The sequence below is a fragment of the Streptomyces acidiscabies genome, from assembly GCF_020010905.1.
Taxonomy (GTDB): domain Bacteria; phylum Actinomycetota; class Actinomycetes; order Streptomycetales; family Streptomycetaceae; genus Streptomyces; species Streptomyces acidiscabies.
Genome location: NZ_JAGJBY010000002.1, coordinates 3,581,374 through 3,595,382 on the forward strand (window position 1 = coordinate 3,581,374; position 14,009 = coordinate 3,595,382).

At 72.9% G+C, this 14,009-nt stretch carries 11 protein-coding genes; 3 read left to right on the forward strand and 8 right to left on the reverse strand.

The window, feature by feature from the left end:
• Positions 1 to 2: 2 nt before the first annotated feature.
• Both J8M50_RS42155 and J8M50_RS42160 read left to right on the forward strand, forming a co-directional pair.
• Positions 3 to 863 carry a fumarylacetoacetate hydrolase family protein gene (locus J8M50_RS42155; protein ID WP_010353503.1) on the forward strand — a complete coding sequence of 287 codons (861 nt, stop codon included), beginning with the start codon at positions 3 to 5 and terminating at the stop codon, positions 861 to 863.
• A complete protein-coding gene (locus J8M50_RS42160) occupies positions 863 to 1,870 on the forward strand; it encodes a zinc-dependent alcohol dehydrogenase (RefSeq protein ID WP_010353502.1) in 1,008 nt (335 codons plus the stop codon). Before J8M50_RS42155 ends, J8M50_RS42160 begins: the two co-directional genes overlap by 1 nt.
• A gap of 42 nt (positions 1,871 to 1,912) precedes the next feature.
• Here J8M50_RS42160 and J8M50_RS42165 read toward each other — a convergent pair whose 3' ends face one another.
• The 4 genes from J8M50_RS42165 to J8M50_RS42180 are packed head-to-tail and all read right to left on the reverse strand — an operon-like array spanning position 1,913 to position 6,038.
• Complete coding sequence (locus tag J8M50_RS42165; protein WP_010353501.1) at positions 1,913 to 2,911, reverse strand: sugar phosphate isomerase/epimerase family protein; 999 nt, start codon at positions 2,909 to 2,911, stop codon at positions 1,913 to 1,915.
• A gap of 11 nt (positions 2,912 to 2,922) precedes the next feature.
• A complete protein-coding gene (locus J8M50_RS42170; RefSeq protein ID WP_010353500.1) occupies positions 2,923 to 4,113 on the reverse strand; it encodes a Gfo/Idh/MocA family protein in 1,191 nt (396 codons plus the stop codon).
• 45 nt (positions 4,114 to 4,158) lie between these two features.
• Entirely contained in the window at positions 4,159 to 5,049 is an 891-nt protein-coding gene (locus J8M50_RS42175) for a sugar phosphate isomerase/epimerase family protein (protein WP_010353499.1), read from the reverse strand.
• Positions 5,046 to 6,038, reverse strand: a complete 993-nt coding sequence (locus J8M50_RS42180) for a substrate-binding domain-containing protein (protein WP_010353498.1) — start codon at positions 6,036 to 6,038, stop codon at positions 5,046 to 5,048. Before J8M50_RS42180 ends, J8M50_RS42175 begins: the two co-directional genes overlap by 4 nt.
• Before the next feature lie 145 nt (positions 6,039 to 6,183).
• Here J8M50_RS42180 and J8M50_RS42185 point away from each other — a divergent pair, with 145 nt between their 5' ends.
• Positions 6,184 to 7,185 (forward strand): LacI family DNA-binding transcriptional regulator, encoded by a 1,002-nt coding sequence (locus J8M50_RS42185; protein WP_010353496.1) that lies wholly within the window; start codon positions 6,184 to 6,186, stop codon positions 7,183 to 7,185.
• 17 nt (positions 7,186 to 7,202) lie between these two features.
• On the opposite strand, the gene J8M50_RS42190 is transcribed toward J8M50_RS42185, so the two are convergent.
• From J8M50_RS42190 to J8M50_RS42205, 4 genes are read right to left on the reverse strand one after another with little or no spacing between them, the layout of a single operon-like run.
• Positions 7,203 to 9,632, reverse strand: a complete 2,430-nt coding sequence (locus J8M50_RS42190) for a TIR-like protein FxsC (protein ID WP_010353495.1) — start codon at positions 9,630 to 9,632, stop codon at positions 7,203 to 7,205.
• On the reverse strand, positions 9,629 to 10,630 hold the full coding sequence (locus tag J8M50_RS42195; RefSeq protein ID WP_100216755.1) for an AAA family ATPase: 1,002 nt from the start codon (positions 10,628 to 10,630) through the stop codon (positions 9,629 to 9,631). Before J8M50_RS42195 ends, J8M50_RS42190 begins: the two co-directional genes overlap by 4 nt.
• Entirely contained in the window at positions 10,627 to 12,795 is a 2,169-nt protein-coding gene (locus tag J8M50_RS42200; protein WP_010353493.1) for a VMAP-C domain-containing protein, read from the reverse strand. Before J8M50_RS42200 ends, J8M50_RS42195 begins: the two co-directional genes overlap by 4 nt.
• Positions 12,788 to 13,990 (reverse strand): hypothetical protein, encoded by a 1,203-nt coding sequence (locus J8M50_RS42205; RefSeq protein ID WP_010353492.1) that lies wholly within the window; start codon positions 13,988 to 13,990, stop codon positions 12,788 to 12,790. The genes J8M50_RS42200 and J8M50_RS42205 overlap by 8 nt, the downstream gene beginning before the upstream one ends.
• Positions 13,991 to 14,009 lie beyond the last annotated feature (19 nt).

The window sequence follows — 14,009 nt, forward strand, 5'->3', positions numbered from 1 at the left end:
CCATGCACCTCATGCGAATTGGCGCCCCCGGCGCGGAGAAGCCCGTCGCCCGGATCGACGACGACACGTACGTCGAACTCGCCGACCTCGTCACCGACTTCGGCGAAGGCTTCTTCGGCGGCGGCGGAATCGACCGCATCCGCCCCGTGGTTGCCGAGCGCGCGGCGGCCGGCCGGGTCTCCCGCTTCGCCGGTGAGCGCATCGGCGCCCCCATCGCCCGCCCGCACCAGATCCTCTGCATCGGCCTCAACTACCGTGACCACGCCGCCGAGTCGGGCATGGCCGTCCCCGACGAGCCGATCCTCTTCACCAAGTCCCCGAACACGCTGATCGGCCCGAACGACGACGTCCGCATCCCGCGCGGCTCCACCAAGACCGACTGGGAGGTGGAGTTGGGCATCGTCATCGGCAAGCGCACCAGCTACCTCGACTCGGTGGACGACGCCCGCGACGCGATCGCCGGGTACGTCGTCGTCAACGATGTCAGCGAGCGCGCCTTCCAGTTGGAGCGCGGCGGTCAGTGGGCGAAGGGCAAGTCCGCCGAGACCTTCAACCCGGCCGGACCCTGGCTCGCCACCGCCGACGAGATCGACGACGTCCTCGCCCTCGACATGTGGCTCGACGTCAACGGCGCCCGCCGCCAGACCGGCAACACCAAGACGATGATCTTCGACCCCTATTTCATCGTCCACTACCTCAGCCAGTTCCTCACCCTGGAGCCCGGCGACCTCATCAACACCGGCACCCCGCCCGGCGTCGGCATGGGCCTCACCCCGCCCGTCTACCTCAAGCCCGGCGACACGGTGGAGCTCGGCATCACCGGCCTCGGCACCCAGCGCCAGCACGTCATCGCGCCCCGCTGATGCGCGCGTTCGTCCTCACCGCCCCGGGCGCGTACGAGGTCGCCGACCTCCCCGCGCCCGAGGCGGCGCCCGGCGAAGTCGTGGTCGACGTCGAACGCGCCGGGGTCTGCGGCACCGACGTCGAGTTCTACACCGGCCACATGGCCTACCTCCACCAGGGTTACGCCGCCTACCCGTTGCGCCCCGGCCACGAGTGGTGCGGATGCGTGCGGCGGGTCGGTCCCGGCGTCGACCGCGCCTGGCTCGGCCGCCGCGTCATGGGCGACACCATGCTCGGCTGCGGAGACTGCCGCCGCTGCCGACGCGGGCGTCAGCACGTGTGCGACCGACGCCAGGAAGTCGGCGTACGGGGCGGCCGGGCGGGCGCCCTCGCGGAACAACTCGCCGTCCCCGCCAGCTCGTTGCACGCCCTGCCGGACGAAGTCGACGCCGAGCTGGGCGCGTTGGTGGAACCCGGCGGCAACGCGCTGCGGGCCGCCCGCGCGACCGGCGCGGGTCCCGACGACCGGGTCCTGGTCCTCGGGCCGGGCACGATCGGGCTCCTCACGGCCCTGTTCCTGCGGGCCCAGGGCGCGGAGGTCCACCTCCTGGGCGTCACCCCCGAGTCCCTCTCCTTCTCCCGCGCGCTCGGCTTCACGCACGTGTGGCAGTCCGTCCCGGATCTGCCGTACGACGCCGTCGTGGACGCCTCGACGGCCACCGAACTCCCCGCGCGGGCACTGGAGTTGGTGGAGCCCTCCGGGAGGCTCGTGTACATCGGGCTGGCCCGGGAACCCAGCCTGATCGACACGCGGACGCTGGTCCTCAAGGACGTCACGGTGACCGGGGTCCTGTCCGCGTCACCGGGACTCGACCCGGCGATCCGGGCCTACGCGGAGGGAGTTGTGGACCCACGGCCGCTCGTCGCCGCGACCGTGGGCCTCGATCAGGTGGGGGCCGTCCTCGGGGGCAAGCGCCCTGCGGAGAGTGGGCCCGGGCCCAAGGTGCTGGTGGATCCGGCGAGTTAGCCCGACCGACCGGCCCGCCCTCTCACAGCGCGGCCGGCCCCCTCACAGCGCCGCCGCCGCGCTGTGCAGGTTCTTCGCCGCCAACGCCAGCCCCTCCGTCTGCGAGTAACTCGCGTCCTCGTGCTCGATGTTGACCGCCATCTCCGGGTCGACCTCCGCGAGGGCGCGCAGGAACTCCGTCCAGAACGGCACCTCGTTGCCGACGCCGACCGCGACGAACTTCCACGCCGGGTTCTCGGGCCAGGCGTTGCACCAGAACCCGTACCCGGTGGGCACCTTGCCCGGCGCGTCCGCCGGGACGCGGGTGAACGACGTGTCGAGCACGCCCCGGATATCGGCGCCGGGGCACAGCGCGGCGTCCTTCGCGGCGGCGTGGAAGACCAGCGGGCCCAGCCACTTGATGGACGCGATGACGTCCATGCCCTGCCACATCAGGTGCGAGGGGTCCATCTCGGCGCCCACGTTGGTCAGTTGCCCCGCATCGACCAGCCGCTTCAGCGTCACCGGCGAGAACACCAGATTGTGCGGATGCATCTCGATCGCGACCCGCACCCCGTTCTCCCGCGCCAGCGCGTCGATCTCCGTCCAGAACTCGACGGCCACACCCCACTGGTAGTCCAGGACGTCCATATAGACGCCGTCCCACGGATTCACCACCCACGACGGGTACTTGGCGTCCGGATCGGACCCCGGCGTACCCGACATGGTGACGACGTGCCGCACCCCGAGCAGCCCCGCCAGCCGGATCGTGCGCCGCAGGTCGTCCGCGTGCTTCGGGCCCACCCCCGGCAGCGGGTTCAGCGGGTTGCCGTTGCAGTTCAGGCCGGTCAGTTCCATACCGCGCTCGGCGAAGACGGCGAGGTACTCCTCGCGGGCCTGCGCGGAGGACAGCAGCAGGTCGACCGGGCAGTGCGGGGACGGGATGAAGCCGCCCGTGTTCACCTCGACCGACGTCAGCCCGTTCTCCTTGAGGACGTCGAGGGCCTCGGTCAGCGTGCGGTCGTGCAGACAGGCGGTGTAGGCGCCGAGCTTGAGAGCCATGTGCGTAACTCCTAGGAAAGGGCGGGGACTTCGACGGACGCGCCGTCGCGGCGGGAGGACTCGACGACCGCGCGGATGATCTCCATCGTCCGCAGCGCGTCCGCGAACGAGGCGCACGGCTCCAACGGATCGGCCACACCCGCGACTTGATCGAGGAACGCCCGCGCCTGGTACGTGAAGCTGTCGCCGTTCGCGACCCCGACGCCCGGAGCCTCCATCGGCACCCCGCCCGCGAAGTACGGCAACTGAGGCCCGGCGACGACCTGTCGGGCGCCGCGCGTACGCGCCTCGGGCTGGGCGTCGTCGAAGAGGTACTCGGCCGGCCGGTGCTGGTCGAACGCGGCCCGCCCGCCCACGCCGACGACGTCGAACGCGAGCCCGTTCGGCAGCCCGAACCCGGTCCGCGTCACCGAGAACGTACCGACGAGCCCCGAGGCGAACCGGGCCGTGAACGACGCCGTGTCCTCGTTCCCGACCTCCCCCAACTCGTCCGACACAGGAGCCGCGTTGTGCCCGACGACCGCGCCCAGCGGCACCGGACGCTTCGCGATCTGCGTCGACAGCGAGGCCCCCGACACCGAGGCGATCGGCCCCACGACGTACTCCGCGACGTCGATGACGTGCGAACCGACGTCCCCGAGCGCCCCCGACCCCGGACCGCCCTTGAACCGCCAACTCAGCGGCCCTGAGGGGCTGGTGGCGTAGTCGCACCAGTAACGCCCGCTGAACAGCGTCAGATCGCCCAGCTCACCCGCCCGCACATGCTGGCGGATGCCCGCGATCCCCGGCGAGCGCCGGAACGTGTACCCGACGGCCGTCACGACCTCCGCGCCCTGCTCCAGCTCCGCCATCGCCCGCGCGTCCTCGACCGACCCGGCGAGGGGCTTCTCGCACAGCACGTGCTTCCCGGCGGCGACCAGCGCCTCGGCGATCGGCCGGTGCAGGTCGTTGCCGACGACGATGCTGACCGCGTCGATCGACGGGTCCTCGGCGACGGCCTCCCAGCTCGGCAGCGCCCGGTCGAAGCCGTAGCGGCGGGCGGCGTCCTCGGCCAGCGCCGTGTTCGCGTCGGCTATCGCGGCGAGCCGGACCGGCGGGAGACCGGCGCCGAACACGGTGTTGACGTTGCGGTATCCGGCCGCGTGACTGCGCCCGGCCATTCCGGCACCGATGACGGCGACGGAGAGGGGTTTGTCGGACATGCGGTTCCTTAGAGAGAAGAGTATGGAGCGATCTATTGGAGCGCTTTAAAGAAGGGCCTGGGAAGACCCCGCACCGGAGAACCCCGCCCCTGCGAGCAACTCCCCGATCCGCTCCCGCATGAACACCGACGACTCCCGCGCCCGCTCCTCCCACGCGAACACGCACGCCGTGAGCGTCCCGTCGAACCCGTTCGCCCGCAGCGCCCCGAACAGCTCGTCGAAGTCCACCTCGCCCTGTCCGATGTCCAGATGCTGGTGCACCCGGGCGGCGGTGCCGGGCGGGTTGAGGATGTACCGGTTGCCGGAGGACGCCGTGTGGTCGAAGACGTCCGCCAGGTGGACGTGGGTCAGCAGATCACCGGCGTGCGAGATGATCCCGGGCGCGTCGTCACCGATGTGGAAGGTGTGCGGGGCGCAGTAGAGGAACGTGACGTTGGGGTGGTTGATGCCCCGGATCAGGTTGACGGCGTCGTACCCGTTCTCGACGAAATCGTCCGGGTGCGGCTCCAACGCCAGCTTGATTCCCTCGCGTTCGAACAGGGGGAGCAGTTCGTCGAGGGACTTCCAGAACTGGGCCTCGCTGCGGTCCGGGTCCTCGGGGCGGCCGTTGAACTCGGAGATCATGCTGTCGACGCCGAGGTCGGCGGCGATCTGGATCGACCGTTTCCAGTAGCGGACGGCGGCCTGGCGGGCGTCCTCGTCGGGGCCCGACCAGCGGAACAGGGGGAGCAGGGAGGAGATGCGGACGCCGGCCGCGTCGAGGGCCTTGCGGAATCTGCGGACCGTCGCGTCGTCCACGCGGGGGTGGCGGAAGAAGGGGATGAAGTCCTCGCGGGGGGAGAGCTCGATCCAGTCGTACCCCAACTCGGCGACCGTGCGCGGGAGTTCGAGGAGCGGAATGTCGCGGATCATGTAGGGGTCCAGGGCGATCCTCATCGGGTTCCCTTCGCCGCGAACGCCGAGACCTGCGCGACGTCGGACTTGTCCACGAACGCCGGACCGGTCAGCACGGGAGCCTCCCCGCCGCCGCTGTAGTTGCCGTTGTTCTTGTAGAGCCACAGCGCGTCGACCGCCAAGTAGCCCTGGAGGTACGGCTGTTGGTCGACGGCGAACTCGATGGTCCCGTTCTGGATCGCGGCGACCATCTCCTTGTTGAGGTCGAAGGTCGCCACCTTCGCCTTGGACCCGGACTCGGAGACCGACTGCACGGCGGTGAGCGCGATCGGGGCGCCGAGGGTGACGACCTGGTCGATGTCCGTGCTCTGGCGGAGCTTGGCGGTGATCGTCGCCTTCACGGACGGCATGTCGGTGCCGTTGACGTTGAGGATCTCGGTCCTGCCGCCGAACGTCTTCTTCACCCCGGCGCAGCGCTCTTCGAGGTTGACGTCTCCCTGGGACTGGATGACGCACAGGGCGTGTTTGGCGCCGGTGCCGGTGAGGCGGGTGCCGAGGGCCTGGCCGGAGACGGACTCGTCCTGGCCGAAGAAGGAGAGCAGGCCCTGCTGTTTCCAGACGGCGAGGCCCGCGTTGAGGCCGACGACCGGGATACCGGCCCGCTCCGCCTTGGCGACGACGGCCTTGAGGGCGTCCGGCTTGGCGAGGGTGACCGCGATGCCGTCGACCTTCTGGTCGATCGCGTTCTGCACGAGGTTCGCCTGGTCGCCGGCCGTCTCGTCGTTCGCGTAGATCAGCTCGACGTTGTCCTTCGCGGCGGCGGCCTCGGCGCCCTTGCGGATCGTGTCCCAGAAGGTGTCGCCGGACGGGGCGTGGGTGACCATCGCGATCTTCATCCGGGGGGTGTCGGCCTTGCCCGCCGAGGTGTCCTGGGCGCGTTCCTCGGCGTTCTTGCCGCCGGACGCGCTGGAACAGCCCGCGAGGGTGAGGGCGGCGACGGCCGCCATCGTGAGGGTGAGTCTGGGGTTCATGGTGGGTGCACCTCGCTGTGCAACAAAGAGGGGGAGTGCGACGTCGGGGTCATTTAAAGCGCTTTAAGTGCTGGTACTATCAGCCTGGCTCCAGCAGGGTGTCAAGGGTGCTGCAAGGGTCGGATTCCGGTACGGGGAGGCACAGGTGGAGAACGGCAGGCGCCCCCGGCTGGAGGACGTCGCCGCGAAGGTCGGCGTCTCCACGGCCTCGGTGTCCCTCGTGCTGCGCGGCGTCCCCGGGCCCAGCGAGCGCACCCGCCGGCGCGTCCTGAAGGCCGCCGCCGACCTCGGCTACCAGGTCGACCGCACCGCCAGCACCCTCGCGAGCCGCCGGTCCAGGCTGCTCGGCGTCATGGTCGACATCCACAGCCCGTACCACGCGGAACTCGTCGAGCACCTGCACGACGCCGCCGAGGAGGTCGGGTACGACCTCGTCCTCAGCACCCTCACCCGCACCCGCGACGAGAACACCGCCACCCGCACCCTCCTCGCCTTCCGCAGCGAGGCCCTCATCCTGCTCGGCCCGACCTCCCCCGCCGAGACCCTCGCCGCCCTCGACGCGCAGGCCCCCGTCATCGTCGTCGGCCGCCGCATCACCGGCGCCGCCCTGGACGTCGTCCGCACCGCCGACGACGACGGGGTCGGCCAACTCGTCGACCACCTCGTCGGGTTCGGGCACCGCGACATCGTGTACGTCGACGGCGGCAAGGGCGTCATCGCGACCGACCGGCGCCGGGGCTACCGTACGGCGATGCGCCGGCACCGCCTCGGCGACCGGATCCGGGTGCTGGGCGGCGATCACACGGAGGCGGCGGGGGAGCGGGCGGCTCGGCAGCTCCTCGCCGGGCCCGAACTGCCCACGGCTGTCGTCGCGTTCAACGACCCGTGCGCGATTGGCGTCCTGACCGCCCTGACCCGCGCGGGAGTCGAGGTACCCGGCCGGGTCTCCGTCGCCGGATACGACAACGACACGCTGTCCAGGCTGAGTTGCTTCAACCTCACGACCGTCGGCCAGGGGGCGCGGGAGCAGGCGAGGCATGCGGTGACGGCTGCCGTCGAGCGGCTGGACCAGGGGCGTAAGGCTCCGCGCGAGGTCGTGCTGACGCCGCAGCTGGTCGTACGGGGGACGATCGCCCGCGCGATCTGAACGGGTCTCGTAGCCGGTCAGGCGGGAGGCGTCGGGGGGTTGGCCGTGCGGCTGCCGGGGGAGCCGAAAGCGCTCGGCAGATTCGTGAAGTCCGTGTGGACCCCGGGTTCCAGGTCGATGTTCTCGGCCCTGGCGACGATGTGCGTGGCGATCTGTAGCACGGCCCGCTCGTAGTCTCTGCGGAACGTGTTCACTTTCATGAGTCCGTACATGCCGAAGTGCCGGTATCTCTCCGGCTGTTCGGGGGTGAGGTACTGCACCTCGCTGACGACGCGCGGGAGTGTGCGTCCCTCCATGGGGGTCCACAGGATCGGGATGATCGGGGCGTACCGCCCGTACCTTACGGTCGCTGTGCGCTGTGCGAAAGCCCACCACTCCCTGCCGCACCACTCGCTGGTGACATAGCGGGGCGAGAGGAGCGGTACGAACACCCGGCAGGTGTTGAGCGCGTACGCGAGTTCGTCGTTCCAGATCCGCCCGGAGGTGAGTGACCGGTCCATGAATCCGACGGAATCCGGCGGCTCCATCGTCAGGTTGGCGATGGAGTTGCTCAGGTCGTGGAAGAGACGGTGCACCCAGTGGTCCGGGTCGCCGCCGCCGGAGGCGCTACGGGGGACGTGGGCGTAGCTCAGGAAGAAGTACGGCCGCGCCGAACTCGGCCCCGGAGCAGGGGACTTGAGGGCCGGCCGGTACTGCTGGGCCAGCTCCGGCCGGTCCAGCGCCCTGGCCAGCGTCAGCAGCACCGCGCACAGTTCGTCCCGTGAGCCCCGCACCTCGCCCGCCCGGACCAGTGACTCCGCCGCGAGCTGGACCCCCGCCGCCCCCTGCCGCGCCGCAGCCTCCTCGACCCAGTCCAGCCGGGGCAGCCCCAGCGCGTCCAGCACGCCGTCCAGTGGCCGCACCAGCGAGGAGAGCGGCACCTGCCGTACCCCCCCGGACGTCCACCGCGCCCCGATGCTCCCGAGTTGCAGATCCCCCCGCGCCCGCAGCGCCCCCGCCGGATCCGACACCAGGGCCGCCCCCGCCCCGGCCGAGGGATACCGCCCCGCCAGATACCGCGTCACCTGATCCCGGGTGGCCCGCTCCTCCGACCTGCGCACCAGCTCCCGCAACTCCTCGGCGATCCCCGGCGGGTAGGCGAACGCCCGATGGTTCCAGGGCAACGCCTCGTGCGGCAGCGGATCGGCCCCGTCGGGCAACACGGGCGCGTACGGCGCGAGCATCCCCGAGAGGAACACCTCGGCGAGATGCTCGGGCCCGGACTCGGGCACGGCTGACCGCTGCACGAGCCGCATCAACGGCACGGTCAACGCGGTCCCCGCACAAGCGAGATGAGCCGCCAGCCGCCGAGCCTCGTCGGAGGCGCCGGAGAGAAAGTCCTCCAGCGCGTCTTCGGACAACTCCTCCTGCGAAGCCGCGACCCCGCCGAGCTGCTCCGCGTCGTAGAAATGCAACGCCACTTCCCCCACCGGTGCCCCCACCAACCGCGCCCACCCCCGCACGGAAGTACCCCGCATGACATCCACCACCGGCACGGGAGGCGTCGGCACAGCCAACACCCCCCGCCCCAACTTCGGGTGCCGCACCCGGAGTTGATGATTGGCGACGGCGGGCCGCGCGGCCGAGGCCATCAGCCGGACCGTGGGCAGTCCGGTCCCCGCCCACATCTCCACCGGCAGCACATGGAACACAGCGGTGGGCCCCTTCACCGCCCACCCCGCCAACACCCTCTGCACAGCCCCGCTCTGCCACTGATACCCCACCCCGTCGGTGAGCACGACGAGCAACGTCCGCTCCCCGGGCCCCGGATGCGCGGGCGGAGCCCCCCGCCGGTACGGCTCGGCGGTCACCCGGGGCCCCGCGGGATCGTCCGTGTCCATCCCCAGCAGCCGAATCCGCCGGAACGCCCGCAACCGGTGCAGTTCCTGCCGCAGTTCGAGCGCGGCGTCGTGCCACACGGCCATGGACACCCCGTCGTCCACGACGAGCGTGAGATCGAGCAACGGCTCCCGCGCGGGCGCGAGAACGACGTCCCGGAACCCGTCGGCGATCGCGTCGACCGTGGCCCCGACATCGAGCCGCAGCGCGGTACGGGACCGTACGGAGGACCGCAGTGGCCGCAACGACCGGGCCAGCGCACGGGCGTCGGGCAGTGCCCGGGGCGTGGGCAGCCGGGTCGGTGACACGGCGGTCGCGGCGCCGTCGCCCCAGTCCGCGGCGGCGTAGAGGGTACGGGCCGCAGCGGACCCGGAGTCGCCGGGCCCCCGCCCGCCCCGCCCCCGCCCCGGCGCCCGCGCGCCCTCCGGCACCGCAGCACCGTCCCCCGGACCCCCCGCCCGCCGGACCGGCGTACGCGGATGGGCCGCGAGCCACAGGATGTCGGCGAGTTCCTCCGGCGTCGCGTCGTACCCGGCGGCGGCGAGGGCCGCGTGCAGGAGGTCGATCATGGGACGGGGTCCGTGCCGTCGAGGGGCCGCAGCACGGCCCGCAGGACGTGCGGTTCGAGGGAGACGGTGTTCAGCCGCAGGTGGATCGCGTTGAGGAGCTGGTCCGTGGCGAGCCGTCCGCCGCGCCCCGCGTCGTCGAACTCGGCGATCATCTCCTCCACGGCGGCCACCGTCTGCGCGTCGGCCCCGGTGAACTCGGCCCCGAACTGGGCCCGTACGACGTCCTTGAGGTGGTCGGGGTCGGGGTCGCGCAGGTCGAGGCGGACGCAGCGGCGCAGGAACGCGGGCGGGAAGTCGCGCTCGCCGTTGCTGGTGATGACGACGACCGGGAACTCCCGGCAGTACACCCACCCGTCGACGACGGCCGCCTTCGGCGCGGGCTCCGCGTCGAGGGGAGCCCGGTAGGGGACCGGCCGGGTCAGCGCGACCCGCGCCTCCCGGTCGCCGGTCGCCTCGGAGCTGCGGCTCAGCTCCGGGATCTCGAACGCGCCCTCCTCGAACACCGTCAGCAGGTCGTTCGGCAGGTCGATGTCCCCCTTGTCCAGCTCGTCGACCAGCAGGACACGCGGGGCGCCCGGCGCGGAGGCGAGCGCGGTGCCGAGCGGCCCGAGAGCGACGTACCGCTCCACCGGCGGCGTACGGGACGGGTCGGCCGTCGCGTCGCGCAGGCGGGCCACCGCGTCGTACCGGTAGAGCGCGTCGGTGAGGAGCGAGCGGGAGTTGACGGCCCAGTGCAGGACCTCGCCGAGCCCGAGGTCGTCGGCGATCGCGTGCGCCAGCGACGACTTGCCCACCCCGGGGAAGCCGGTGACCAGCAGCGGGCGCCGCAGGTGCAGGGCGGCGTCCACGACGGCCGCGTCCTCCGGGCGGATCACGTACGCCGGGCGGGCGGGGCGCTCCTCGCCGAAGCGGCGCCAGGGCGGGCCGGGCGGCAGCGGCACGGGCAGGCTGTCGTGCGGGTGGCGGAACAGCCCGCCGGGGGAGTCGGGGCTGGTCACGGGCGTGGTGTCCTTCCGGGAACGCGCGGGCGTGGCCGGGGCGGCAGCCGGCCGGGGTCGTCCCACAGCAGCACCAGGCCGGGCGCGGGCCCGTCCCGGTCGCCGCGCAGGTCGCGGACCTCCTCGGGCAGCAGCCTCGGCGGGACGCCGGTCCGCAGGTCGGCCAGGTCGCCGCCCTGCCGTACGCCGTCGACGCGCCGGTGCCAGGTCATCACCGGCACCCCGGCCTCCGCGCAGTACGCCAGCGCCGGAGTGAACTCCCGGCAGTCACCGGACAGTTCGACACACCCCACGTCGGGCGCGGCGGCCAGCGCGGACCGCAGCCCCGCCAGGTCCCCGGCGTCCCGCCGCAGCCAGTGGTGGTCGCCCGCCGCCGCGTTGTGCCCGCAGGCCAGCCACCGCCGCTCCCACGGCGTACGCCGCCCCACGCACCGCACGACGACCGTCGCGACCTGCCCGAGCGCCGTGTTGTCCACGCCCCGGTGCCGGACCGGTATCCGCTCGACCTGGAGCTCCAACTGGCCGTGCGGCAGGAAGAACTCGACCCCGAGGTCGTGCCGTGCGCCGAGGAGCGGCTCGATCAGCTCGGCGAGCGTGAGCTGGGTGCGCCGCCAGTTCGCCGGCCGCGCCCCCGGCAGCCGCTGCGGGCGCTGCTCGGCCGGGTCCACCAGCCAGGCGGCCGACGTGTAGCGGCCCTCGCCGGCCGCCGCCTCCGGGTCGTCCACGTCGAGCAGGACCAGCAGCCACGCCTTGCCGCCACGCCGCCGTACGGCCTCCTGCCCGGCCGCCGTCACCCGCGCCCTGAGCGCCCCCGCGTGCCCGGTGCGCCGCGCCACGTCCGCGCCCCAGCGGATCAGGCCCCCGCCGTCCCCGGTCCGCGCCTCCGCCTCCGCCGCCACCAGCGACGTGAACCGCAGCAGGGGCGGCAGCGCGATGTCCTGGCCGCAGCCGGCCGCCTCCAGGGAGCGCAGCAGCGCGTCCGTGCCGTCCGTCGCCGTCACGTGGTGGCGCAGCCGCCGGTCGTACAGCGCCGTCGTCCGCACGTCCGGCACAGCGGCCAGGAGCGCGGTCAGGCGGGCGTGCTCCTCGTGCGTGAGGAACTCGTTGGGCCGCAGGTCCCGGCCCGCCGCGCGCAGATCGCCGGGCAGCAGGTCGACGAGCGTGGGCACGCCGTGCGGGGTGCGCGCGGCGGCCGTCACGATCTGCCACGCCGTCGGCTCCCCGGCCCCGTCGCTCACCGGCACCACCACCGGCGCCCGCTCCGCGAGCCGCCGCGCGCACTGAGCCCGCGCCGCCCCGTCCGGCAGCACCGCGTCCAGCGACTCCGCCAACGCCACCTCCTCGGCCGTCGGCGGCACCAGGAACTCGCCCGACACGGCCGTACGCCCGTCCCAGTTGCGGCGCGACAGGCTCGGCTTCTGCGCCGTCAGCCGCTTCTCGCGCAGCACCGCGAACTCGGCGTCCACCCGGTCGCTCACCCGGTGCAGATCGGGCAGCACGTCGCGCGAACCGTCGTCCAGGAAACGCAGCAGCGTACGCGGGAACAGGCTCGCCGCCTCACCGGGCGCCCAGCTCTCCGCCGGCGCGACCCGCGCCCGCTGGCCGGTGCTGCACGCGTGCAGGACGAACAGGCCGCGCTCCGTGACACGGGGACTGTCGGTCACCACGCCCACCCTGCTCAACCCGCCTCCGCGCGGCTGGTTCTGACATGCGTTCAGGGCGACCGCGACCTTCGGCACACCGCGCCCCTGGCGGGCCCCGACCCGCGTGGACTGGAGGGCGAGCTGCAACGCGTCCACGTCCACGGCGTACTTCGTCGCCGGGGTGCTGTCGGCGAGGAGGAGTACGTGGCTGCCGCTGCCGTCGACCAGACCGTGCCCCGACCAGAACACCCACAGGAGGTCGGCCTCCAGGTCCGCCATGCCTTCGAGGAGGTGCCGGGAGACGGCGCCGGAGGACGCCTCGCGCCAGTCGGCGCCGGCCGACCGGGCGGGGTCGAGGGGGGAGGCGAAGACGGTGATGTTCCCGGCGGGCACTCCGCAGCCGTCCACGAGCCAGGACACGAAGGCGGACGCGTCCGCGCAAGGGCCCCGGACGTTCCATTCGGGGTCCTCGTGGGCCTCCACGGCGACGATCAGGGCGTGCGTACGGCGCGGGTCAGCCATCGGCGCCCCCGAACAGCTCCCGCTCCAGCGCGCGGTACAGCGGGGCGTGGTCCCAGTACGCCGAGTGCGCGCGCAGCAGCGGGCGGCGGGTGTCGACGGCGACGTCCGTGACCCGGTCCGCGCCGAACACCGGGGCGGCGACATGGGCCAGCGGGTCGCGCGGGTCGTACACGTTGATCCAGTGCCGGGGGAACGTCGCGGGCAGCGGGTCGCCGACCGACAGCGAGTGCAGGGCGTCCAGCTCGTACAGGAACGGCGCCTGCGAGCCGACCGTCACCAGCGCGCGGACCTTGTCCCGGAGGTCCTCCGTGGCCAGCAGGTCCACGCAGGCGATGCCGCCGAGGCTGTGCGCGAGGAGGACGACGGGCGGTGGCGCGGCCTCCACGACGTCCCGGATGTGCCGGCGCAGCCCCTCGCCCCGCGCCTGGTAGCGCAGGATGTCCCCGATCGGCGGCGCCGCCTGCGCGCTCAGCTTCGTCCGGCTCCTGCGCACCCGCCACGACGCGGCCCACTCCGTACCCCGCCAGAACGGCAGCCACACCGGGCGCGTCACGTCCGACACGACGCCCAGCGCCGCGCCCGGTTCCCCCAGCGCCCGCAGCACCACGCCGAGCAGCTCCTCCACGCCGCGCCCGTCGAGACTCGCGCCCGCCGCGTCCCAGCGCAGGTCCGCCGAGGCCAGCGCCGAGGCGACCACGGCCCGCGCGGTGACCTGACGGACGGTCGTGACCTGGGCGGCCGTGTCCGGGAGCAGGGTGGTCAGCGCCTCGCCGACCTCGCGGGCCGCCTCGGCGAGGTCCCCGGGGAGCAGGCCGTGCGTCTGCGCCGCCTGTCGTACGACGGGGTCCTCGGCCAAGTCCGCCAGCAGCGGGGCGAGTTCTTCCACGGGGGTGAGGTCGCGCGGCGGTACGTACGCGTCGGTGTCGCGCTCGTCCTCCTCAGCTAGCAGCCGGAGTTCGGCCAGGGGGTCGGCGTCCAGGAGGCCCCAGGACGCCAGCCGGATGTCCTCGCGCGGGCGGGTCGGCAGTGAGGCGCCGTCGAGGTGGAGGCGGGCGCCGTGCTCCTCGCCCCAGAAGCAGGGTACGGGGGTCAAGTCGCGTTCCAGCTCGGCGAGTTGACGGGAGACCAAGGTGAACAGGGACGCGTACCCGTCCTCGCGTACGCCTGTTCCGTGGACCAGAACAACGCTCGTCATCTGCGCCCCCCGCCGCTGG